Raw genomic sequence first — 22,888 nt, 5'->3', positions numbered from 1 at the left:
GCCGCCGGCGCGACGGCCGGTGCGGGCACGGCGGCGATCCGGCGGCACGGGGGAGTGGCGCGCGGCGGCGGGGCGGGCGAGACTCGGCACACCGATGTTCGGTCCCGGCCACGACGAGGTATAACCAAGGGTCGGGGGGCCGGTCGGGCCTCCGCCCCGGCAGACAGGTGCTCGATGACCGACGGCTCCCCCGCCAGCGCGCGACGTTCGATCGCCCCACCTCCGGCGCTCGGCGACGCGGCGCGGCTGCGTGCGCTCGCCGACACGGGTCTCGACGCCGCCCCGGACGAGGCGTTCGACCGATTCGCCCGACTGGTAAGTGATCTGCTGGAGGTTCCGGTCGCGCTGGTCTCCCTGGTCTCCGCCGACCGGCAGTTCTTTCCGGGCGCGGTGGGTCTGCCGGAGCCGTGGTCGCAGCGGCGGCAGACGCCGCTGAGCCACTCGTTCTGCCAGCACGTGGTGGACATCAAGGCGCCGATGGTGTTGCCGGACGCCCGGCTCTACCCCCGCGTCCGTGACAACCTGGCCATCGACGACCTCGGCGTCGTCGCGTACGCCGGGATGCCCTTGACCGACCTGTCCGGCCGGGTGCTCGGCTCGCTGTGCGCCATCGACAACAAGCCCCGGGCGTGGACCGCCGGGCAGCTGCGGACGCTTGCCGACCTCGCCGCCGCCTGCTCGTCGGAGCTGCGACTGCGGATCGCGCTGGACGGCGCGCAGGAGGCGCGTCGTCGGATCGTCCGGGCGCACCAGCGGTTGGAGCTGCTGGCCGGTGTGAGCGAGACACTCGCCGGCACGCTTGACGTGGGCACGTCGCTGCGCCGGCTCGCCGCCACCATGGTGCCGCTGCTCGCCGACTGGTGCCTGCTCACCCTGGTCGGGCCGTCCGGGCAACCCCGGGAGGTGGTCGCGGTGCACCGCGACCCGGCCCGGACACCGGACGTCGACCGGTTCGCCGAGTTGCTGCGTACGGGGCTGAGCCAGGATTCCATCATCCGGGCGGTGCTGCGCACCGGCCAGCCGCGGCTCGGTGGCGTGGCGTCGCTGGCCGACGTGGCCCGGGGCACCACCGATCCGGAGATGTCGGCGATCGCCGAGCGGCTGGGCATCGCCTCCTACCTCAGCGTGCCGGTGCGGGCCGTCGGTGGCACCGTGCTGGGCGCGATCACCCTGGTCAACGCCCCCGACCGTCAGCAGTTCGACGACCGTGACCTGCTCACGGCCGTGGACATCGGCCGCCGGGCCGGGCAGTCCGTCGGCAACAGCTCGATGTACGGGGAGCAGCGGCACGTCGCCGAGGTCCTGCAACACAGCATGTTGCCGCGGCTGCCGCTGGTGACGGAGCTGGAGCTGACGGCCCGCTACCAGCCGGCGGCCGACCGGGTGGAGGTGGGCGGCGACTGGTACGACGCCTTCGTGCAGCCCGACGGTGACCTGATCGCGGCGATCGGGGACGTGGCCGGGCACGACATCGAGGCGGCGGCGACGATGGGCCAGCTGCGCAACCTGGTGCGCGGCAACGCGTTCGGCCGGCCGGACGCGGTCGGAGCGCTGATGACCCACCTGGACAGCGCGATCCGTGGCCTGCGACTGCCCATCGCGGCCACCGCGACGCTTGTGCGCATCTGCGGCCAACGCGCCGGTGTCCACGAGGTGACCTGGTGCAACGCCGGGCACCCGCCGGCCCTGGTGGTGCGCGCCGGCGGTGCGGTGGAGGTCCTCGAAGCGACGCCGGAGCCGTTGCTCGGCCTGGCCCGACCGTCGGTACGCACCAGCAGGTCGACAAGCCTGGCCACCGGCGACACGCTGCTGCTCTACACCGACGGGCTGATCGAGCGTCGGGACCGGTCCATCGACGACGGGCTCGCCGAGCTGGTGCAGCGGTTGACCGGCACCGACACCGTGCCCCTCGACGACCTGTGTGACCTGCTGCTCGCCTCGAACCAGCACCGCGAGGACGACACGGCGCTGCTTGCCGTCCGGGCCCGCTGAGCGGTTCCGGCGCGCGCCGGGGCCCCGCTGTCGGGCCCGACCGGACCGTCCGGCGGGCTACCCTGGGCCGGGTGAGAGCCCGTCCCCCGTACCCTCGCGTCCGCCGCCTCCGGGTGGTCCTCGCGGCGTCCTGCGCGGCGCTGCTGCTCGCCACGGGTTGCAGCTTCGGCGAGCCGGAGCCCGACCCGGCGGGTGAGCCGCCCAACCTGCCGACCCCGTCGGCGCCGGCGAGTCCCGGCGGCGCGGGCCAGCAGGCGGTGGCGACCGTCCTGGCCAAGGGGCTGCGGGTGCCGTGGGCCATCGCGTTCCTGCCCGACGGTGGCGCGCTTGTCACCGAACGGGACAGCGGCCGGATTCTCCAGGTCGGGCCGGAGTCCGGCCCGGACGGGCTGCGGGTCCGGGTCGTGCAGACGATCAGCGACGTCGCGGCGGCGGGCGAGGGCGGCCTGCTCGGCATCGCCGTCTCCCCCGGCTACGCCAAGGACCGGACGGTCTTCGTCTACTACACGGCCGAGCAGGACAACCGGGTCGCCCGCCTGCAACTCGGCGGGCAATCCACCCCGATCCTCACCGGCATCCCGAAGGCGAACGTGCACAACGGCGGCGGGTTGGGCTTCGGCCCGGACGGGCAGCTCTACGTCAGCACGGGCGACGCGGGCGAGCGCCCCAACGCGCAGGACACGAAGAGCCTCGGCGGCAAGATCCTGCGGATCACCGCCGACGGCAAGCCCGCGCCGGGCAACCCGTACCCCGGCTCCCCGGTCTGGTCGTTGGGTCACCGCAACGTGCAGGGCTTCGCCTGGGACGACGCCAAGCGGATGTACGCGGTGGAGTTCGGCCAGAACACCTGGGACGAGATCAACCAGATCACCAAGGGTGGCAACTACGGCTGGCCGGAGGTCGAGGGTCGGGCCGGCGACAAGCGGTACACCGACCCGATCACGCAGTGGGCGACCTCGGACGCGTCCTGCTCCGGGCTGGCCGCGACGGACCGGCTGCTGGTCACGGGCTGCCTGCGGGGCAAGCGGCTCTGGGTGATGGAGCTGACCGACACCGGCACGCTGCTCGGGCAGCCCAGCGAGCTGCTCACCAACCGGTACGGCCGGCTGCGCGCGGTGGCCGCCGCGCCGGACGGATCGCTGTGGGTGAGCACCTCCAACCACGACGGGCGGGGTGATCCGGCGGCCGACGACGACCGCCTCCTGCGGGTGGTCTTCGCCGGCGGCGACGGCGGTCGCAGCTGACCGGCGTCACCTTCCGCGCAGGTTTGCCAAGATCTTCCGACGGGCAGGTCAGAATCTCAGCATGGACGGGCAACGCGACGAGCGGCACGACGACGCCGAGGACCGGGGTGACCCGGTGACCGGCGGCGAGCCGTCGCGCCCGGAGCGACGCCGGATCGCCCGGCCCGGTGGACCTTTGCGGCGTACGGGCGTGATCCTCGCCGTGCTCGCGGTGGCCCTGGCCGGGGCGGTGCTCGGGGTGCTGGCCGGCGGTCGGGTGAACACCGACATCGGTCCGTTCCGGGCCAACCTCACGCTCTCCCCGGCCAGCGACGGCGGGACGACAATCGACGTGCCACCGCTCGGCGCCCTGCTGCTCGACAGCCACAGCGGGCCGACCCACCTCACCGTGCGGTTGGGCGCGCTGGACCAGGGGCGCACCGAGGCGCTGCTCGACGACCCGGCGAGCATCAGCCGCGCCAGCCAGAGCGCCGTGGAGGACGTCCGCTCCGGGGTGATGCGGCTGGGCCTGCGCACCCTCGGATCGGCGGTCCTGGTCACCCTGATCCTGGCCGGGTTGATCTTCCGCAACGTGCGCCGTACCGCCTGGGCGGGCGGATTGGCGCTGCTGGTCACCGCCGGCAGCCTCGGCACGGCCGCGGCGACCCTGCGCCCGCAGGCGATCGAGGAGCCGCGCTACGAGGGTCTGCTGGTCAACGCGCCGGCCATCGTCGGTGACGCCCGCCGCATCGCCAACGACTACACCAAGTACGCCGAGCAGCTGCAACGCATCGTCGGCAACGTCAGCCAGCTCTACACGACGGTGTCGGCGCTGCCGGTGCTGGAGCCGGCGCCCGGCACCACCCGGGTCCTGCACGTCTCCGACATGCACCTCAACCCGACCGGCTGGCAGTTGATCCGCACAGTGGTGGAGCAGTTCGGCATCGACGTGGTCATCGACACCGGGGACATCACCGACTGGGGCAGTGAGCCGGAGGCGTCCTTCGTCGGCTCGATCAGCCTGCTCAAGAAGCCGTACGTGTTCATCCGGGGCAACCACGACTCGGGCAAGACCGCCGCCGCGGTGGCCCGCCAGCCGAACGCGATAGTGCTGAACAACTCGACCACCACTGTCGCCGGGCTGACCATCGCCGGCATCGGCGACCCCCGCTTCACCCCGGACAAGAACACCTCCCCGGCCGGCAGCGGGCTGACCCAGGAGGTGGCCGACCAGGTGATCGGCGTCGGTGACCAGCTCGCCGCCACGGTGCGCAGCTCGCCCCGGCCGGTCAACATCGCGCTTGTGCACGACCCGGCGTCGGCCGGACCGCTCGCCGGCACCTGCCCGCTGGTGCTGGCCGGGCACACCCACGCCCGGCAGGTCTCCAAGCTGCCGCAGGCGGCCGGCCAGCAGCCCACAGCCCTGTTCGTGGAGGGCTCGACCGGTGGGGCCGGGCTGCGCGGCCTGGAGGGTGAGAAGCCGACCCCGCTGTCGATGACAGTGCTCTACTTCGACCAGCAGAAGATGCTCCAGGCGTACGACGACATCACCGTCGGCGGCACCGGCCAGGCCCAGGTCAACCTGGAACGCCACATCGTGCAGGACCCGAACGCCGGCACGCCCGCCTCGGTCACCCCCACCCCGACCCGCTGAGGCGGGCGACCGCCCGCCGAGCCGAAGCCGGGCCCGGAGCCGAAGCCGAAGCCGAAGCCGGAGCCGGAGCCGGAGCCGGAGCCGGAGCCGGAGATGGAGATGGTGTGGGCGCATCCTTTGCTCTGCTTCAACCGACGCACCAGTTACGCCGGGTTACTTCGTTCCTGCTGGGTGCACTGGAGTTCCCGCAGCTCAGCATGGTGGTGCGTCTAGGTAAGCAGAGCAAAGGGCGATGAGGACCCCACCAGCAGGCGGAGGTCGGTCACCCTGAGCGACGGCGGCAAGGCGACACGAACGTCGGCACGCACGAGCCGGCCCACGCACGAACCGGCCCACGCACGAACCGGCCCGCGCGAGCCGGCCCGCGCGAGCCGGCCCACGCGCAGCAGCGCGCGCGAACCGGCACACGCGGGCGAGCGGGCATCGCGCACCCCCGAGGGCGGGGTCAGCGGAGGGCGAGCGCGGCCAGGGCGGCGTTGACGATGCTGCCGGGCAGCAGGTCGTGCAGCTCGTACAGGTCGGCCACACTGCCGGACTGGCCGAACTCGTCCACCCCGAGCGGCACCGCCGGAGCGCCGAGCGCCGACCCGAGCCAGGCCATCGCGTGCGACGCGGCGTCGTGCACGGTCACCACCGGCACCCGGTCGGCGAACGCGGACCGCAGCGCGCCGGGCACGCTGGGCACCGTGGCCGTCCGTACGCCCTGACGCAGCGTGCGCTGCCACGCCCGGTACAGCCGGTCCAGCGAGGTCACGTCCACCACGTGCGCGGCGATGCCCTCCTCGGCCAGCTCCGCCGCGGCGGCCAGCGTCTCGGGCAGCACCGCGCCGGAGGCGGCCAGCTGCACCACCGGGGCGTCGACCAGATGGGGGTACGCCTGGTGCGCGTCGACGAGCCGGTACGCCCCGGCGACCACCTGCCGGCGCAGCACCGCGTCGCCGAGCCGCGCCCGGGCCGCCTCGAACGGCGCCTGGTCCAGCGGTCGGGTGCTCAACCGGAAGTAGTACGCGCCGTCCTCGGTCGGCGCGGCCGTCGCGGCCGGGACCGCCCCGCCCGCGATCTGCCCCAGCGCGTCGCAGAGCAGCCAGTCAAGGCTGCCCGCGTACGCCGGTTCGAGGAACGTCACCCCGGGCAGCTCCAGGCCGACCGAGGCGGTGATGGTGGACTGGTGCGCGCCGCCCTCGGGGGCGAGGGTGATGCCGGACGGGGTGCCGGCCACCACGAACCGCGAGCCGGAGTACGCCCCGTACAGGAACGCGTCCAGGCCGCGCAGCACGAACGGGTCGTAGACCGTGCCCACGGGCAGCAGCGGCTGCCCGGACAGATCCCAGGACAGGCCGAGCTGACCCAGCAGCAGGAACAGGTTCATCTCCGAGATGCCCAGCTCGATGTGCTGCCCGGAGGGGCTCTCGGTCCAGCGCAGCATCCGGTCCTCGGTCCAGGAACGCTGCTCGGTGGGGGCGAACACCCCGGTCTTGTTGATGAACCCGGCCAGGTTGGTGGAGGTGGCCACGTCCGGGGCGGTGGTCACCAGGTAGCGGCCGACCTCCCGGTCGCGAGCCAGGTCCACAAGCACCCGACCGAAAACCTCCTGGGTGGAGATCGGCTTGTTGGCGCGTACTCCTGTGCTTTCCGGAACGGTGACCCCGAGCGCGCGCTCGCGCGGCGCGCGGGACAGCGCCTCGCGGCGGGCGCCGGCCCGGATGCCGGCGGGTGACGCCGGGTCGAGGCGGTCCCACTCGGTCTGCGCGGTCAGACCCTGCGCGGCCCGCAGCGCGTCGACCTGCTCGGCGCTGAGCAGCGCCGAGTGGTTACGCGGATTGCCGGCGATGGGCAACCCCCAACCCTTCACGGTGTACGCGAAGACGACGCTGGGCCGGTCGGTGACCGCGTCGCACTGGGCGTACGCGTCGAGCATCGCCGCCAGGTCGTGCCCACCCAGGTCGGTGACGAGCGGGCGCAGCTCCTCGTCGTCGATGTCCTCGGTGAAGGCGCCCACCTCGGCCGGCGCGCCGTCGAGGAACTGCTTGCGCAGCGCCGGCCCGGTCAACCCGAACAGCGACTGGTACTGCTCGTTGGGCATCGCGTCGATCCAGTCGCGCAGCGCCTCGCCACCCGGCCGGGCGTACGCCTCGGCGAGCCGGCGACCGTACTTGACCTCCACGACGTGCCAGCCGGCCGCCTCGAACTGACCGCGCCACTGGTTGATCCGGATGCCGGGCACCACCCGGTCCAGGGACTGCCTGTTGAAGTCGACGAGCCACATGACGTTGCCCAGCCCGGTGGTGGCCGGGTCGGCGACCGCCTCCCAGATGTTGCCCTCGTCCAGCTCGGCGTCACCGATCAGCGCCACGAACCGGGAGTGCGGGCGGGCGCCGAAGTGCGCGTCGACGTAGCGGCGGGTGGCGGCGGCGAAGAGCGGCGCCGCCGCGCCCAGACCCACCGAACCGGTGGAGAAGTCCACCTCGTCGGGGTCCTTCGTGCGCGACGGGTACGACTGGAGACCACCCCGGGCCCGCAGTCGGGGCAGGTACGAGCGGTCCAGGTTGCCCAGCAGGTACTGGATGGCGTGGAACACCGGCGAGGCGTGCGGCTTGACGGCGACACGGTCCTCGGCGTCCAGGTGGTCGAACCACAGGGCGGTCATCGCCGTGACGAGGGACGCGCTTGACGCCTGGTGGCCGCCGACCTTCACCCCGTCGCCGGTGGCCCGGTCGTGGTTGGCGGCGTCCACGATCCGGGTGGCGAGCCAGAGCACCCGCCGCTGGATCTCGTCGAGGACATCGAGGTCGTGCTGGTTCACGGTGGCTCCATCCGGGCGTCGCCGTTGACGCCCTCGCGAGGGGATGCGGTGTGCACGGCGAACACCGCTGGCGCAGCGCGCGCCAGCGGTGTTCGATCGGGCGGATCAGCCCTGGACGCCGAGGCGCTCCAGGATCAGCTCACGCAGGGTCTTCGCGTCGGCCTGACCACGGGTGGTCTTCATGACCGCGCCGACGAGAGCGCCGACCGCCGCGACCTTGCCACTACGGATCTTGTCGGCGATGCCGGGGTTGGCGGCGATCGCCTCGTCCACGGCGGCGGTGAGCGCGCCGGTGTCCGACACGACCTCCAGGCCCCGACTGGTCATGATCTCGGTGGGCGAACCCTCACCGTCGACCACGCCCTCCAGCACCGTACGGGCCATCTTGTCGTTGAGCTTGCCCGCGTCGACAAGGCCCTGCAGCTCGGCGACCTGCGCCGGGGTGGCGCCGATGTCGGCCAGCTCCACGCCGCTCTCGTTGGCCCGGCGGGACAGCTCACCCAGCCACCACTTGCGGGCCGCCGCCGGGGTGGTGCCGGCAGCCACGGTGGCCTCGATCAGCTCGACCGCGCCGGCGTTGAGCACCGACTGCATGTCCAGGTCGGACAACCCCCACTGCTGCTGGAGGCGACGCCTGTGCACCCGGGGCAGCTCCGGCAGGGCGGCCTTCAGCTCGGCGACCCAGGCCGGGTCCGGTGCGACAGGCACCAGGTCCGGCTCCGGGAAGTACCGGTAGTCGGTGGCCGTCTCCTTCGAGCGCCCCGGCGTGGTGTCACCGGTGTCCTCGTGGAAGTGCCGGGTCTCCTGGGTGATCCGGCCGCCCGCGTCGAGCACCGACGCCTGCCGCAGCATCTCCGAGCGGACCGCCCGCTCCACCGAGCGCAGCGAGTTGACATTCTTGGTCTCGGTGCGGGTGCCCCACTCCTGACCCGGCAGGTTGAGCGAGGTGTTCACGTCACAGCGCAGCGAACCCTCCTCCATCCGCACGTCGGACACGCCGAGCGTGCGGATCACGTCCCGCAGCTCGGTGACGTACGCCTTGGCCACCTCGGGGGCGAGCGCGCCGGTGCCCACGACGGGCTTGGTGACGATCTCGACGAGCGGGATGCCGGCCCGGTTGTAGTCGACGAGCGACTCGGTCGCACCGTGGATGCGGCCGGTGGCGCCACCGACGTGCAGCGTCTTGCCGGTGTCCTCCTCCAGGTGCACCCGCTCGATCTCGATGCGCACGGTCTCGCCGCCCACCTCGACGTCCAGGTACCCGTCGACGCAGATCGGCTCGTCGTACTGGCTGATCTGGAAGTTCTTCGGCATGTCCGGGTAGAAGTAGTTCTTCCGTGCGAACCGGCACCACTGCGCGATCGAGCAGTTCAACGCCAGGCCGATCCGGATGATCGCCTCGATGGCGGCCTTGTTGGCCACCGGCAGCGACCCGGGCAGGCCCAGGCACACCGGGCAGACCCGGGTGTTCGGCTCGCCGCCGAAGTCCGTCGGGCAGCCGCACCACATCTTGGTGTTCGTGCCCAGCTCGACGTGGGTCTCCAGGCCGATCACCGGTTCGTAGCGCGCGACGACCTCGTCGTACGCGGGCAGCGTCGTCGTCATCTGGGCTCCTGCCTCACAGTGCCGGTGGGGTGAACGTGCCGACCGCGGACTCCAACGCGGCGGCGACCCGGTACATCCGGTCGTCGGCCATCGTCGGAGCCATCACCTGCAGGCCGACGGGCAGCCCCTCGGAGAGACCGCAGGGCACCGAGATGCCCGGCCCGCCGTACAGGTTCGTCGGGATGGTGAACAGGTCGGCCAGGTACATCTGGTACGGATCGGCGGTGCGCGCGCCGATCGGGAAGGCCGTGAACGGGGTGGTCGGCGAGATCAGCGCGTCGACCCGCTCGAACGCGGCAGTGAAGTCCCGGGTGATCAGCGTCCGGACCTTCTGCGCCTGCCCGTAGTACGCGTCGTAGTAACCCGACGACAACGCGTACGTGCCGAGCATGATGCGACGCTTGACCTCGGGGCCGAAGCCGGCCTCGCGAGTCAGCGACATGACCTCCTCCAGCGACCGGTTGCCGTCGTCGCCGACCCGCAGGCCGAACCGGACGCCGTCGAACCGGGCCAGGTTGGAGGAACACTCGCTCGGGGCGATCAGGTAGTACGCCGGCAGCGCGTACGAGAACGTCGGGCAGGAGATCTCCACGACCTCGGCGCCCATCTTGGTCAGCGCGTCCACCGACTCGCGGAACGCGGCCATCACGCCCGGCTCGGCGCCCTCGCCGACGAACTCGCTGACGATGCCGAGCCGCACGCCGGTCAGGTCGCCTGTCGCGCCGAGCTTCGCCGCCGCCACCACGTCCGGCACCGGCTGCGGGATCGAGGTGGAGTCCCGCGGGTCGTGCCCGGCGATCACCTGGTGCAGCAGGGCCGCGTCGAGCACCGTACGGGCACACGGGCCGGGGGTGTCCAGCGACGACGAGAAGGCGACCAGCCCGTAGCGGGACGTGCCGCCGTAGGTGGGCTTCGCCCCCACGGTGCCGGTGACCGCGCCGGGCTGACGGATCGAGCCGCCGGTGTCCGAGCCGATCGCCAGCGGCGCCTCGTACGCGGCCAGAGCGGCCGCGCTGCCGCCACCCGAGCCGCCCGGGATCCGGCTCAGGTCCCACGGGTTGTGCGTCGGACCGTACGCCGAATACTCCGTGGAGGAGCCCATTGCGAACTCGTCCATGTTCGTCTTGCCGAGCATCACCGTGCCGGCGTCACGCAGCCGCTGCACGATCGTCGCGTCGTACGGCGGGCGCCAGCCTTCGAGGATCTTCGAGCCGACGGTGGTCGGCACGCCACGGGTGGCGAGCACGTCCTTCACCGCGACCGGCACACCGGCCAGGGGGCCCAGTTCCTCGCCGGCGGCCCGGCGCTCGTCCACCGAGCGGGCCGCGGCGAGCGCGCCGTCGGTGTCGACGTGCAGGAAGGCGTGCACCTGCTCGTCGACAGCGGCGATCCGGTCCAGGTGCGCCCGGGTCACCTCGACGGCGGAGGTCTCGCCGCCGGCGACCAGCGCGGCGATCTCCGTCGCGGTCATTCGCGTCAAATCGCTGCTCATGAGGCCACATCCTCGGTCAGGATCCGCGGTACGCGGAACCGCTGGTCCTCGGCGTCCGGCGCGCCCGACAGCGCCTCCTGCGGAGTCAGGCACGGCGTCACGACGTCCTCGCGGAAGATGTTTGTCAGCGGCACCGAGTGCGAGGTCGGCGGGATGTCCGCGGCGGCGACCTCGCCGACCTGGGCGACCGCTTGGAGGATCACGTCGAGCTGGCCGGCGAAGGTGTCCAGCTCCTCCTCGGTGACGGCGAGCCGCGACAGGCGCGCCAGGTGCGCGACCTCCTCGCGGGAGATGGCGGCCATCCGTGCCCCCTTCTGATGTCCTGCTGGTCGGGCGGTGTGCCGGCCGCGCGACTGGTGCAGCGTGACGCGCGGTGACCGGAGCGAGTCTATTGTTCCGCCCCCTCCGCCGGCTGCTCGGGTGGGTCAGCGGGTCGAACGGCGGCCGGCCTCCGGCTCCGGGCCACCCGTCGGACGGACCGGCCGGTAGCGGGCCAGCCAGGTGACCAGCTGTTCGGCGGGCATCGGGCGCGCGTAGAACCAGCCCTGGGCGGCGTCGCAGCCGGCGGCGTACAACATCCGCCACGTCCGCTCGTCCTCCACGCCCTCGGCGACCACCCGCAGCCCCAGCGCGCCCGCCAACTCGATCATCGATCGGACGATCGCCGCGTCGTCGGCGTCCTCGGACATGCCGAGCACGAACGAGCGGTCGACCTTCACCTCGGACAGCGGAAGCCGGCGCAGATGTTGCAGCGACGAGTACCCGGTGCCGAAGTCGTCCAGCGCGATGGCCACCCCGATGCGGTGCAGCCGGGAGATCGTGGCCAGCACCCGGCGCGGATCGGCCATCAGCGCGCCCTCGGTGATCTCCAGTTGCAGCCGCTCGGCCGGCACCCCGTAGCGGGCCAGCCGGTCGGCGATCTGGTCGGCGATCTCGCCGGTGTGCAGGTCCCGCACGCTGACGTTCAGCGCCGCACGCAGTCCGATGCCGGCCGCCGACCACTTGGCGAGCTGCTCCACCACGTCGTCCACGACCCGCCGGGTGAGCAGCCGCATCACCGCGCTCTGCTCGGCGACCCGGATCAGCTCCTCCGGGTCGACCATGCCCCGACGCGGGTGCCGCCACCGCAGCAGGGCCTCGACGCCCACGACCTCGCCTGTCGCGATGGCGATCTGCGGTTGGTAGTACATGGTGATCTCACCGGCGTCGTCGACCGACTCGCCGTCGTCGCGTACCCACCCGGTCGGCTCGATCGCCTCGCTCTCGGAAACCGACAGGCCGTCGCGCCCCGGACGGCCGCCGCTCGGCGGGGGCACCGCCCCGCCGTTCGGCGATCGCCGCCCCTGGCCGCCGGCACGCCGGTCCCGCAGGGGGCCGGGGCGGGTGCCGGGGATCGTCGCGCGGCTGTTGCGGCCCCGGATCGGGTCGGCGCCGGTGGCGATCCGGTTGATCAGCTCATCGGCGTGCGCCAGGTCGCCGCCGGCCCGCCGCCGGCGACCCCACCACCGTCCGCCCGCCGGCGGCGCCGCGGCGATCACCGGCGCGCCGCCCGGATGCGGCGCAACCTCGGCCGCCGTCGGTGCGGGCAGCGCCGCACCGTCACCGCCGCGCACCTCGGCCTCCACGGCGAGGGGTACGTCTGCCGTCCGCTCGGACCCGGCCGACTTGCCACGACCGGCGTTGGTCCGGTTGGCCTCGTCGGCGTGACCGGCGTTGACCCGGCCGGCTACGTCAGCGTGGCCCGCGTTGACCCTGCCGGCTTCGTCAGCGTGGCGGGCGTTGACGCGGCCGGCCTCGTCGGCGTGGCCGGCGTTGACCCGGCCGCCTTCGTCAGCGTGGCCGGCGTCGACCCGGCCGCCTTCGTCGGCGCGACCAGCGTTGACCCGGCCAGCCTGGCTGGCGTGCTCGGCTTGGCCGGCGTGCTCGGCCTGGCTGGCGTGCTCGGCCTGGCTGGCGTGCTCGGCCTGGCTGGCGTGCTCGGCCTGGCTGGCGTGCTCGGCCTGGCCGGCGTGCTCGGCCTGGCCGGCGTGCTCGGCCTGGCTGGCGTGCTCGGCCTGGCTGGTGTGCTCGGCCTGGCTGGTGTGCTCGGCTTGGCTCTGCGGCGGTGCGGCGTCGAGCGGGCCGGCGGCCGACGGGCCGGATTCCAGCACCCGGCGGAGGTCGGCGAGGAGACCGAGACGCTCGGCCGAGTTGTGGTCCGACTCGGGGGCGTACACGGCGACCGTGTCGTTGCGGTGCTTGGCGTCGTACATCGCCACGTCGGCGTGGCGCATCAGGGTGGCGAAGTCCTCCCCGTGCTCCGGGAAGATGGCGATCCCGATGGAGCCGCCCACGTCCAACGGCAGCCCGTCCAACGGCACCGGCTCGGCCAACGCCCCGACGACCCGGTCGGCCAACTCACGCGCCTGGCCGACGTCGGTCAGCCCGGTCATCACGATGGCGAACTCGTCCCCACCGAGCCGGGCGATCATCTGCGGCCGAGGGTCCACGTCGGTGAGCCGGGCGCTCACCTCGACGAGCAGCCGGTCGCCCACCGCGTGCCCGAGCGCGTCGTTGACGTTCTTGAAGCGGTCCAGGTCGATGAGCAGCAGCGCCAGGCGCCCCCCGGGCTCGCCGCGGGCCGTCCGCTCGGCGTGCAGGTGCACCTGCTCCGCCACCTCGGCCAGCAGCGCCTTGCGGTTGGGCAACCCGGTCAGCGGGTCGGCGGCGGCGAGGTGCTGCTGCTCGACGGTCAGCCGGGCCATCCGGTACACGGCGAAGAGCGGCACCAGCACCAGCGGGATCAGCGCCGCGCTGAGACGGGCGGCGGCGACCAGCACCGGGGCGAGCAGCAGCAGCGAGCCGGTGGAGAGCAGTTCGAAACCGACGCCCTGGCGGACCGTGGGCCACCAGCGGTCGCCGAAGCGCAGCCGCACCGCCCAACTCACCAGGCCGTAGTTCACGACGAACCAGGCCAACGTCGCCCCGCCGACGGCTGCCACGTCGGTGACGTGCAGGTGACCGCCGGAGAACACGGTGCCCGGCCCGAGCTGGATGACGCCGTACGCGGCGGCGAGGGCGCAGGCGTACTGGCCGACGTTGAACGCGGTCCGCCAGGCGGCATGGCGCATCCGCCAACCAGAGACGATCACCCCCACGGCCTGCACCGCCACCGCCGGGCCGAGCCCCCAACCGAGCAGGATCGCGAAGGTGAAACAGGTGGACGGGAAGACCGCCGAGGTCTGCCGTCGCCCCGGCGGGACGAACGGGCGCGCGTCGCAGACCACCGCGAGGGCGGCCATCGTCCAGAACGCCACCGGCAGGCGGGGCAGCTCGTCGGGGAGCGTCGTGAGTGGACCCGTGGCGGTAAGCGCCGCGACCACCAGGATGCCGACGACGAAGGCGGCGAACGGCGTCACCCGCCCCGGTGGGACGGAGTTGCGCGGGTCGGCGACCTCCATCACACCTCCCGACCGACTGTCGACGTGCCGATGAGCACGCCGTGACCCAATGAAACGCCCTCAGCCCCGGGTTTCCCGGTATGACAGTCACGAATCGGTCGTAGTCGTAATTAAGTTGGTATACGCGACGGTCTGCCACGTCGGCGTGCCGCTACGGTCAGCCCTCCACCCGGGCGACCTCCCGCGCGGCGTCCGGACCCGCGTCCAACAGCACCCGGAACCCGTCCTCGTCGAGCACCGGCACCTTGAGGCTGGCGGCCTTGTCGGCCTTGGACCCCGGGTTGTCGCCCACGACGACGAAGCTCGTCTTCTTGGAGACCGACCCGCTGACCTTGCCGCCCCTGGTCTGCACGGCCTCGGCGGCCTGGTCCCGGGAGAAGCCGGCCAGGGTGCCGGTCACCACGACCGTCAACCCCTCCAGCGGGCGCGGACCCTCGTCGACGGCCTCCTCGGCCATCCGTACGCCCGCCTCGGCCCACTTGCGGACCACCTCGCGGTGCCAGTCCACGGCGAACCACTCCCGGATGCTGGCCGCGATGGTCGGCCCGACCCCGTCGACCGAGGACAGCTCCTCCTCGCCGGCGGCGTCGATGGCCTCCATCGAGCGGAAGTGCCGGGCCAGGGCCTGGGCGGCGGTGGGGCCGACGTGCCGGATGGAGAGCGCCACCAGCACCCGCCACAGGTCACGTTCCCGGGCGACGGCCAGGTTGTCGAGCAGCTTGACCGCGTTGCTGCCGAGGCTGCCGTCCTTGTTGACGAAGAACGGCGACCGGGACAGCTGGTCGGCGTCGAGCTGGAAGAGGTCACCCTCGTCGGCGATGATCTCCGCGTCCAGCAGTGCCGCCGCGCCCTTGTAGCCCAGGACCTCGATGTCGAACGCGCCGCGACCGGCGAGGTGGAACACCCGCTCGCGGAGCTGGGCCGGGCAACTGCGGGTGTTGGGGCACCGGATGTCGACATCGCCCTCCTTCGAGGGCGCGAGCGGGGTACCGCAGGCCGGACAGGTGGTCGGCATGACGAACGGGCGGGCGTCGGCGGGCCGCAGGTCGACCACCGGGCCGAGCACCTCGGGAATCACGTCGCCGGCCTTGCGCAGCACCACCGTGTCACCGATCAGCACGCCCTTGCGCTCGACCTCGCGGGCGTTGTGCAGGGTGGCGAGCGCGACGGTGGAGCCGGCCACCCGCACCGGTTCGAGGACGGCGAACGGCGTGACCCGACCCGTACGTCCCACGTTGACGTCGATGTCGAGCAGCTTGGTGGTGACCTCCTCCGGCGGGTACTTGAAGGCGATCGCCCAGCGTGGGGCACGGCTGGTCGAGCCCAGACGACCCTGGATGGAGACCGGGTCGACCTTGACCACCACACCGTCGATCTCGTGCTCGACGTCGTGCCGGTGCTCGGCGTAGTAGGCGATGTATTCCGCCACGCCGGACAGATCCGGGACGACCCGCCACCTGTCGCTCGTCGGCAGCCCCCACGCCTTCAGCGCCGCGTACGACTCCGACTGCGCGGTGGGCTGGAACCCGCGGCGGGCGCCGATGCCGTGCACGACCAGACGCAGCGGTCGGGAGGCGGTGACCCGGGGGTCCTTCTGCCGCAGGCTGCCGGCGGCGGCGTTACGCGGGTTGGCGAACGGTGCCCGCCCCTGCTCGACCAGGCTCGCGTTGAGATCGGCGAACGCGGCCACCGGGAAGTAGATCTCGCCCCGGACCTCCAGCAGCTCGGGCACCGTCGGGAACTCGGCGGACGGCGCGAGTTGGCTGGGCACGTCCCGAATGCTGCGCACGTTGGCGGTGACGTCCTCGCCGGTGCGGCCGTCACCACGGGTGGCCGCGCGGACCAGTCGGCCGGCCTCGTAGGTCAGGTTGATCGCCAGACCGTCGACCTTCAACTCGCAGAGGTAGGGCACCGGCCCGCCCGCGTCCCGCTCGACCCGTTCGGCCCAGGCCGCCAACTCCTCGTCGGCGAAGGCGTTGTCGAGCGAGAGCATCCGCTCGGCGTGCGTGACAGGGGTGAAGTCGGTGGAGAAGGTGCCACCCACCCGCTGGGTCGGCGAGTCCGGCGTCCGCAGCGCCGGGAACTCCTCCTCCAACGCTTCCAGCTCGCGCAGCTGCTTGTCGAACTCGGCGTCGGTGATGATCGGCGAGTCCAGCACGTAGTAGCGGTACTGATGCTCGGTCAGCTCACGGCTGAGGGTGGCGTGCCGCTCCCGCGCCTGCGGCGTCGGCTCGGCGCCGGCCGCCGCCTCCTGAGCCGGGCTGACCTGTTGACCGATCTGCTCCTCGGACACCCCGCCACCTTCGGACACGCCTGCGACCTCCCTGATCACGCTACTAAGGCACGGTATCGGTCCGGGGTGACAATCCGCCGCCCACCTGCGCCCGCAGCGACGTCCGAACCCGGTCGTCGGGCAACTGATCCACGCCAGGTCGGCGATATCGGGGTGTCCGGACGCCCGGATGCCACGATGTCGGCGATCCGGAGATGATCACCACGGGCATCGACGGTCACGGTGTGGTCGTCGAGCGGCGCGGGCGGTGACGTGCGAGGATCGCCGGACGACGCGGCCCAGGTGCCGCTGCAAGGATCGGCGGACGACGCGGCCCCGGTGCCGCTGTGACGATCGGCGGACGACGCGGCCCCGGTGCCGCTGTGACGATCGGCGGACGACGCGGCCCCGGTGCCGCTGCAAGGATCGCCGGACGACGCGGCCCTCGTGCCGCACTGACGCGGAGGTGGCGATGACCGAGGCGTTGCTCTGGGCGGCGGCGATCCTGCTGGCGGTGGCCGCCGGCTGGGCATGGAGCAGCTGGCGACACCGGGCGAACAGCCGACGCTCGGCCGACCGACCTGGTCGCGGCGCCCCGACCCGCACGGGCGGTCGCCGTCCCGCACCGCCCAGGCCGCGCGGTACCGATCGTGCGGCCACCACGCCGCGCTCCCGCGACACCGATCGGGCGACCGGCACGCCGGCGGCCGGCGAGATCTGGTGGGCCGACGTGCCGTACGCCGACGGCAGCGGCTCGAAGGTCCGGCCCTGCCTGGTGCTGCGCGCCGACTCCCGGGGCGCCGACGTCCTGAAGATCACCAGCCAGGACAAGAGCGACCGGGACGACCACGTCCGGATTCCCACCCGGGACTGGGATCCCGACGCCGAGCACGACAGCTACCTGAGCCTGACCGAGCCGATCCGGATCAGCCCGGCCGACTTCGCCGACCGCGCCGGCCGCTGCGACGCCGACCTGTGGCGAAAGGTCCGCAACCTGCGCCACCTACCCACCAGCTGACGGCCAGGCCGGGGACCAAGGGCCATGATCCACTCGGCTTCCAGGAAGCCGGGGTGTCCGCCCTCAAGCAACACCGCGACTTCCAGGAATCCGAGTGGATCACACCGGACGACGGCCGGGCAGGCAGACGGTGGGTCAGTCCCAGGCCGCGCCGAGGGTGGCGAGCTGGTCGGCGTACTCGATGCGGTCGGCCCATCCGGACGGCCAGGCGGCCATCCCGGTGGCCGCGCCCACGAAGGCGCCGGCCAGGGCGGCGATCGAGTCGGAGTCGCCGGCGGTGGTCGCGCCCCGGGCCAGGGCCGCGACCGGGTCGTCGGCGTGGCGTACGGCGCAGAACAACGCCGTGGCCAGCGCCTCCTCGGCCACCCAGCCCTCACCGGTGGCCCGGCACGGGTCGCCGCCGTCGTCCGGCTCGCCGAGGGCGACGGTCAGCCGGCGCAACGCCGCCAGGCACTCGTCCCAGCCTGCGGCGATGAAGTCGGCCGGGGACGACGAGCCGGCGCGCTGCCAGAGATCACCCAGCCACCGCTCCCGGTAGATCAGGCGCTGAGCGAGCGCCCGCTCGGCGAGCAACGCGGGTAGCTCAGGCAGTGTGGCGCCCGCGCGCAGCGCGAAGACCGCGTACGCGGTGAGCTCACTTGCCGCCAGCCCGGTCGGGTGGCCGTGGGTCAGCCCGGCCTGCAACTGGGCCAGCCCGGCCAGCGTGTCGAGGTCGGCGTCGACCAACCCCACGGGCGTCACGCGCATGTTGGCGCCGCAGCCCTTCGAGTCGGCGACCGTCGCCTCCTGCCAGGGCAGCCCTCGGCTCAGGTCGGCGCAGGCACGCAGGCAGGTCATCCCGGGCGCGCGGTTGTTGTCCGGGCTGACCGCCCACGCCAGGAAGCGCCGCCGCAGCAGCGGCTCGACCACCTCCGGGGTCAGCGACGGCGCCTCGTGCAGCGCCCAACCCACCGCCAGCGCCATCTGGGTGTCGTCGGTGACCAACGCCGGCTCGCCGGCCAGCTCACGCGGGCCGGTCGGGCCGTAACGGCGCTGGATCTCGGCGACGGTCAGGAACTCGGTGGGCTTGCCCAGGGCGTCGCCGTAGGCGAGGCCGAAGAGCGAACCGGAGGCGCGCAACCGCGAAGAGTGGATCACGGCGGCCATGATGCCGGGCCGCCGCAACCCACGCCATGCTCAGTCCCAGCAGAGGCAGAACGGGTGGCCGGCCGGATCGGCGTACACCCGGAAGCCCTCGCCCTCGCCGGGCAGCCGCCGAGCACCGAGCGCGAGCGCCGCCTTCTCCGCGCTCTCGATGTCGTCCACAGTCACATCCAGGTGGAACTGCTGCGGACGCTCGGGGTCGGGCCAGGCCGGCGGCCGCAGGTTGAGTGCCTGCTGGAAGGCGAGACGCGGCTGGTGACCGGGCGGGCCGCCCAGCACCACCCAGTCGTCATCCGAGTCGCCGTCGGCGAAGGGCACGCCGAGCAGCTCGGAGTAGAACGCGGCCAGCGCCCGCGGATCGGGGCAGTCGATCACCACTGAACGTAGCTGTCCAATCATGACCGTCATCCTGCCCCGCCCGTACGACAGGAAAACGTCACTCCTCGGTGAACCGGCGGCCGGCGTCCCGGCAGGCCGCGAGCACCGCCCGGGCGTACTGCGGGGTGGCGCCGGCCAGGCCGCAGGCCGGGGTGACGACCACCTGCTCGGCGAGCTGCCGGCGGGGAAAGCCGAGGCGGTCCCAGATCTGGCGTACCCGGTCGGCGATCTGCGCGGAGGTCGGCGCGCCACCGGCCGACGGCGGCCGGGTCGGCGCGGCGCCGGCCAGCAGCCCGAGGCCCGCGTCGATGGCCTCGCCCAGCGGGTCCAGCTCGGTGACCAGGTCGAGGTCGAGGGCGACCGCGACGGCCCCGGTGGAGCGGATCAGTTCCAGTGGCACCTGCGGGGCGCAGCAGTGCACGACGGTGGGTACGCCCACCGCGTCGACGACAGTGCGCAGCAGGGCGGCCGCGTCCGCCGACTCCACCGCCCGGTACGCGCCCAGCCCACTCTCGGTGGGCACCCGCCCGGCCAGCACGGTCGGCAGTGACGGCTCGTCCAGTTGCAGCAGCACCGATGCCCCGGGCAGCCGTCGGGCGACCGCCGCGACGTGCCCGCGCAGTCCCTCGGCGAGGGAGCCGGTGAGGTCACGGACGGCGCCGGGGTCACGCAGCAGTCGGCCGCCGATCGGCAGTTCCAGGGAGGCGGCCAGGGTGAGCGGCCCGGCGGCCTGCACCTTGATCGGGCCGGCGTACCCCTCGGCCTGCTCGGCGAGCTGGTCCAGGTCGCGTTCCATCAGGTCACGGGCCCGGCGCAGGTCACGACCGGGCCGGGGAGCGACCCGCCACCGCCCGGCGTACAGCTCGACGGGCAGCTCGACCAGCAGCCCGGCGCTCCGGCCGATCAGGTCGGCCCCGGGGCCGCGCGCCGGCAGCTCGGGCAGGTGCGGCAGCTCGGGAAGCTCACCGAGGACCACCCGCTGGGCCTCGGCGATGTCGGTGCCGGGCAGCGAGCCGATACCGGTCGCCGCGCCCGCCGGCCAGGGCCACGCCTGATCTGTCACGGCCGAAGGCTATCCCGCTGGACACGCCGGCCGCTCGGCGACCGCGGACGGCCGGCACGCCGGCCCCGCAACGCCCGCGCCCCAGCTCCGCGACGACCGCTCCCCTGCCCCGTGACGCCCGCGCCCCGCGATGGCCGCGCCCCTGCCCGGCGACGCCCGCGAGCAGGCCGCGCGACCGCCCACGAGCCGGCCGACCGGCGACCGCGCGGTCAGCCGGTGATGGTGGCGGAGCCGAGGACGATGTCGCCGGCCGGGTCCGGACGGTACGCCACCACTGCCTGACCGGCCGCGACGCCGCGGACCGGCCGACGCAGCTCGGCGTGCAGCGTGTCGCCGTCGAGGTCGACTGTCGCCGGCACCACGTCACCGTGTGCGCGCAACTGCACCTCGCACTCGACAGGCGTGGCCGGGCGAGGGCCGCCGGTCCACACCGGGCGGGTGGCCCGCACCCTCGACACCTCCAGCGCCTCGGCCGGGCCGACAGTCACCGTGTTGGTCTTGGGCGTGATGGAGAGCACGTAGCGCGGCCGACCGTCGGGGGCGGGTCGGTCCAGGTGCAGACCACGACGCTGACCCACCGTGTACGCGTACGCGCCTGTGTGACTGCCGACCACCGCGCCGGTGCTCGCGTCGACGACGTCGCCGGGCGCCTCGCCGAGCCGGCCGGCGAGGAAGCCACGGGTGTCGCCGTCGGCGATGAAGCAGATGTCGTGCGAGTCCGGCTTGTCGGCCACCGCCAGGCCACGCTCGGCGGCCTCCGCGCGGACCTGCGCCTTCGTCGAGTCGCCGAGCGGGAACATCGACCGGTCGAGCTGCTCACGGGTGAGGACAGCCAGCACGTACGACTGGTCCTTGGCCATGTCGACGCTGCGGCGCAGCAGCCCGTCCGGGCCGAGCCGGGCGTGGTGGCCGGTGACGACCGCGTCGAAGCCCAGGGCCACCGCCCGGTCCAGCACCGCCGCGAACTTGATCTTCTCATTGCAGCGCAGGCACGGATTCGGCGTACGACCAGCGGCGTACTCGGCCACGAAGTCGTCGACCACGTCCTCGTGGAAACGGTCGGCCATGTCCCACACGTAGAACGGGATGCCGATCACGTCGGCGGCCCGGCGGGCGTCCCGGGAGTCCTCCAGCGTGCAGCAGCCGCGCGCCCCGGTCCGGTACGTCTGCGGGTTGCGTGCCAGCGCCAGGTGCACGCCTGTCACGTCGTGCCCGGCCGCCACCGCCCGCGCCGCCGCCACGGCCGAGTCCACCCCGCCCGACATCGCCGCCAGAACCCTCACCAGCACACCCCCCTGCCCACAGGCCCAACCCCAACCCTATCCACCACGCGACCCCAACCCCCATCCCCAGTCCAGCCGCCCCCGGTCAACCCGCACACCAACCGGTCGGCCCTCCCGGAGCCACCCCGTCGATCATGAAGTTATCGGCACGACACGCCGATCGGCGGGGCAACAACTTCATGATCGACGGGGTGCGCCGGAGGGGGCCGGGGACCGGTGGGGGGCGGGGGGTGGGGGGGTGGGGGGTCAGGCGGGGGGTTCGGGGGGCTGCTGCGCGGCGGGCGCGTTCCACCGCCGCCGGCAGGGCCGCGACGAGGGCGTCCACGTCGGCCTGGCTGCTGGTGTGACCGAGGGTGAAACGCAGCGAGGAACGGGCGCGATCGTCGTCGGCGCCCATCGCCAGCAGCACGTGCGAGGGCTGAGCCACCCCCGCCGAGCAGGCCGAACCCGTCGAGCAGGCGATGCCCTGGGCGTCCAGCAGGAGCAGCAGGGCGTCGCCCTCGCAGCCCGGGAAGGAAAAGTGCGCGTTGCCGGGCAGCCGGTCGGTCGGATCGCCGTTGTAGACCACCTCGGGCACCGCCCGACGGACCCGCTCGATCAGGTCGTCGCGCAGCGCGGCCACCCGGGCCGCGTACTCCTGCTGGCCCTTCACCGCCGTCTCGACGGCGACCGCGAAGGCGACGATGCCCGCGGTGTCGAGCGTGCCGGAGCGGACGTCGCGTTCCTGGCCGCCGCCGTGCAGCAGCGGTACGGCCGCGACGTCGCGGCCCAGCAACAGCGCGCCCACCCCGGTCGGGCCGCCCAGCTTGTGCCCGGTGACGGTAAGCGCGGCGGCCCCGCTGGCGGCGAAGTCGACGGGCACCTGCCCGACGGCCTGGACGGCATCGGTGTGGAAGGGCACGCCGTGCTCGGCGGCGACGGCGGCCAGCTCGGCCACCGGCTGCACGGTGCCGACCTCGTTGTTGGCCCACATCGCGGTGACCACTGCCACCCGGTCGGCGTGTGCGGTCAGCTCGGCACGCAGGTCGTCCGGGTCGAGCCGGCCCGCGGCGTCCACCGGCAGCCAGCCGACCTCGGCGCTCTCGTGCTCGACAAGCCAGTCGACCGAGTCCAGCACGGCGTGGTGCTCGACGGCGCTGGAGATCACCCGCCGCCGGTCGGGGCCGTTGCCCCGGCGGGCCCAGAAAATGCCCTTGACGGCGAGGTTGTCGCTCTCCGTGCCGCCACCGGTGAAGATCACCTCGGACGGCCGGGCGCCCAGCACCGCGGCCACCCGCTCGCGCGACTCCTCGACCCGGCGACGGGCACGACGACCCGCCGCGTGCAGGGAGGACGCGTTGCCGACCTCGCGGGCGGTAGCGACGTACGCCTCCAGTGCCTCGTCGAGCATCGGAGTCGTCGCCGCGTGATCCAGGTAAGCCATCACCGTTCAGCGTACGGCCGAGGGGTCGGGGGCCGAATGCCGGAGGGGACCCCGACGCCTGCGGGACGCGGGCCGGGGCGGGCGGAGGGCTCCGCCCGC

Annotated in this window: 15 protein-coding genes; 4 read left to right on the top strand and 11 right to left on the bottom strand. The window is 73.4% G+C overall.

The genetic code is table 11. The features are described from left to right. The first annotated feature begins 174 nt into the window (after positions 1-174). From MILUP08_RS07690 to MILUP08_RS07680, 3 genes are all read left to right on the top strand, one after another. Positions 175-1,992, top strand: coding sequence for a SpoIIE family protein phosphatase (locus MILUP08_RS07690; RefSeq protein WP_007456325.1), 1,818 nt, complete (start codon positions 175-177; stop codon positions 1,990-1,992). 71 nt (positions 1,993-2,063) lie between these two features. Continuing rightward, on the top strand, positions 2,064-3,236 hold the full coding sequence (locus MILUP08_RS07685) for a PQQ-dependent sugar dehydrogenase (protein ID WP_039905580.1): 1,173 nt from the start codon (positions 2,064-2,066) through the stop codon (positions 3,234-3,236). Positions 3,237-3,297: 61 nt separating this feature from the next. After that, positions 3,298-4,869 carry a metallophosphoesterase gene (locus MILUP08_RS07680; protein WP_007456321.1) on the top strand — a complete coding sequence of 524 codons (1,572 nt, stop codon included), beginning with the start codon at positions 3,298-3,300 and terminating at the stop codon, positions 4,867-4,869. A gap of 445 nt (positions 4,870-5,314) precedes the next feature. Here the strand turns inward: MILUP08_RS07680 and MILUP08_RS07675 are convergent, their stop codons facing one another. From MILUP08_RS07675 to ligA, 6 genes are all read right to left on the bottom strand, one after another. Continuing rightward, positions 5,315-7,672, bottom strand: coding sequence for a transketolase-like TK C-terminal-containing protein (locus tag MILUP08_RS07675; protein ID WP_007456320.1), 2,358 nt, complete (start codon positions 7,670-7,672; stop codon positions 5,315-5,317). A gap of 105 nt (positions 7,673-7,777) precedes the next feature. Next, positions 7,778-9,277: an Asp-tRNA(Asn)/Glu-tRNA(Gln) amidotransferase subunit GatB gene (gene gatB / locus MILUP08_RS07670; RefSeq protein WP_007456318.1), complete on the bottom strand. Its 1,500-nt coding sequence runs from the start codon at positions 9,275-9,277 to the stop codon at positions 7,778-7,780. A 13-nt stretch (positions 9,278-9,290) separates the two neighbouring features. Further along, positions 9,291-10,769 carry an Asp-tRNA(Asn)/Glu-tRNA(Gln) amidotransferase subunit GatA gene (gatA, locus tag MILUP08_RS07665; protein ID WP_007456316.1) on the bottom strand — a complete coding sequence of 493 codons (1,479 nt, stop codon included), beginning with the start codon at positions 10,767-10,769 and terminating at the stop codon, positions 9,291-9,293. Beyond that, positions 10,766-11,071, bottom strand: coding sequence for an Asp-tRNA(Asn)/Glu-tRNA(Gln) amidotransferase subunit GatC (gene gatC, locus MILUP08_RS07660; protein ID WP_007456314.1), 306 nt, complete (start codon positions 11,069-11,071; stop codon positions 10,766-10,768). Before gatC ends, gatA begins: the two co-directional genes overlap by 4 nt. A gap of 123 nt (positions 11,072-11,194) precedes the next feature. Then, positions 11,195-14,209, bottom strand: coding sequence for a bifunctional diguanylate cyclase/phosphodiesterase (locus MILUP08_RS36580; RefSeq protein ID WP_007456312.1), 3,015 nt, complete (start codon positions 14,207-14,209; stop codon positions 11,195-11,197). A 157-nt stretch (positions 14,210-14,366) separates the two neighbouring features. Then, a complete protein-coding gene (gene ligA, locus MILUP08_RS07650) occupies positions 14,367-16,502 on the bottom strand; it encodes an NAD-dependent DNA ligase LigA (RefSeq protein ID WP_039905577.1) in 2,136 nt (711 codons plus the stop codon). A gap of 451 nt (positions 16,503-16,953) precedes the next feature. Here ligA and MILUP08_RS07645 point away from each other — a divergent pair, with 451 nt between their 5' ends. Beyond that, positions 16,954-17,499, top strand: coding sequence for a type II toxin-antitoxin system PemK/MazF family toxin (locus MILUP08_RS07645; protein ID WP_007456308.1), 546 nt, complete (start codon positions 16,954-16,956; stop codon positions 17,497-17,499). A gap of 135 nt (positions 17,500-17,634) precedes the next feature. On the opposite strand, the gene MILUP08_RS07640 is transcribed toward MILUP08_RS07645, so the two are convergent. From MILUP08_RS07640 to MILUP08_RS07620, 5 genes are all read right to left on the bottom strand, one after another. Further along, positions 17,635-18,645: an ADP-ribosylglycohydrolase family protein gene (locus MILUP08_RS07640; protein ID WP_007456306.1), complete on the bottom strand. Its 1,011-nt coding sequence runs from the start codon at positions 18,643-18,645 to the stop codon at positions 17,635-17,637. Positions 18,646-18,675: 30 nt separating this feature from the next. Beyond that, on the bottom strand, positions 18,676-19,041 hold the full coding sequence (locus tag MILUP08_RS07635; protein ID WP_007456305.1) for a VOC family protein: 366 nt from the start codon (positions 19,039-19,041) through the stop codon (positions 18,676-18,678). A 37-nt stretch (positions 19,042-19,078) separates the two neighbouring features. Next, positions 19,079-20,083: a methionine synthase gene (locus tag MILUP08_RS07630; RefSeq protein ID WP_007456302.1), complete on the bottom strand. Its 1,005-nt coding sequence runs from the start codon at positions 20,081-20,083 to the stop codon at positions 19,079-19,081. Between the two features lie 209 nt (positions 20,084-20,292). Next, a complete protein-coding gene (gene mnmA / locus MILUP08_RS07625) occupies positions 20,293-21,366 on the bottom strand; it encodes a tRNA 2-thiouridine(34) synthase MnmA (RefSeq protein WP_039907436.1) in 1,074 nt (357 codons plus the stop codon). 85 nt (positions 21,367-21,451) lie between these two features. Next, positions 21,452-22,789, bottom strand: coding sequence for a cysteine desulfurase family protein (locus tag MILUP08_RS07620; RefSeq protein WP_007456299.1), 1,338 nt, complete (start codon positions 22,787-22,789; stop codon positions 21,452-21,454). Between the last annotated feature and the right edge of the window lie 99 nt (positions 22,790-22,888).

Source organism: Micromonospora lupini str. Lupac 08 (assembly GCF_000297395.2).
GTDB classification, from domain to species: Bacteria; Actinomycetota; Actinomycetes; order Mycobacteriales; family Micromonosporaceae; genus Micromonospora; species Micromonospora lupini.
The sequence above is the reverse complement of the archived record's forward strand: the minus strand, read 5'-3'. Positions and strand labels throughout refer to the sequence as shown.

Bases quoted from the DNA above. Each gene is read 5' to 3' on its own strand.
- gatB (WP_007456318.1), bottom strand. From the start codon at position 9,277: ATGACGACGACGCTGCCCGCGTACGACGAGGTCGTCGCGCGCTACGAA.
- MILUP08_RS07640 (WP_007456306.1), bottom strand. From the start codon at position 18,645: ATGGCCGCCGTGATCCACTCTTCGCGGTTGCGCGCCTCCGGTTCGCTC.
- MILUP08_RS07690 (WP_007456325.1), top strand. From the start codon at position 175: ATGACCGACGGCTCCCCCGCCAGCGCGCGACGTTCGATCGCCCCACCT.
- MILUP08_RS07680 (WP_007456321.1), top strand. From the start codon at position 3,298: ATGGACGGGCAACGCGACGAGCGGCACGACGACGCCGAGGACCGGGGT.
- gatA (WP_007456316.1), bottom strand. From the start codon at position 10,769: ATGAGCAGCGATTTGACGCGAATGACCGCGACGGAGATCGCCGCGCTG.
- MILUP08_RS07645 (WP_007456308.1), top strand. From the start codon at position 16,954: ATGACCGAGGCGTTGCTCTGGGCGGCGGCGATCCTGCTGGCGGTGGCC.
- MILUP08_RS07620 (WP_007456299.1), bottom strand. From the start codon at position 22,789: ATGGCTTACCTGGATCACGCGGCGACGACTCCGATGCTCGACGAGGCA.
- MILUP08_RS07635 (WP_007456305.1), bottom strand. From the start codon at position 19,041: ATGATTGGACAGCTACGTTCAGTGGTGATCGACTGCCCCGATCCGCGG.
- gatC (WP_007456314.1), bottom strand. From the start codon at position 11,071: ATGGCCGCCATCTCCCGCGAGGAGGTCGCGCACCTGGCGCGCCTGTCG.
- MILUP08_RS36580 (WP_007456312.1), bottom strand. From the start codon at position 14,209: ATGGAGGTCGCCGACCCGCGCAACTCCGTCCCACCGGGGCGGGTGACG.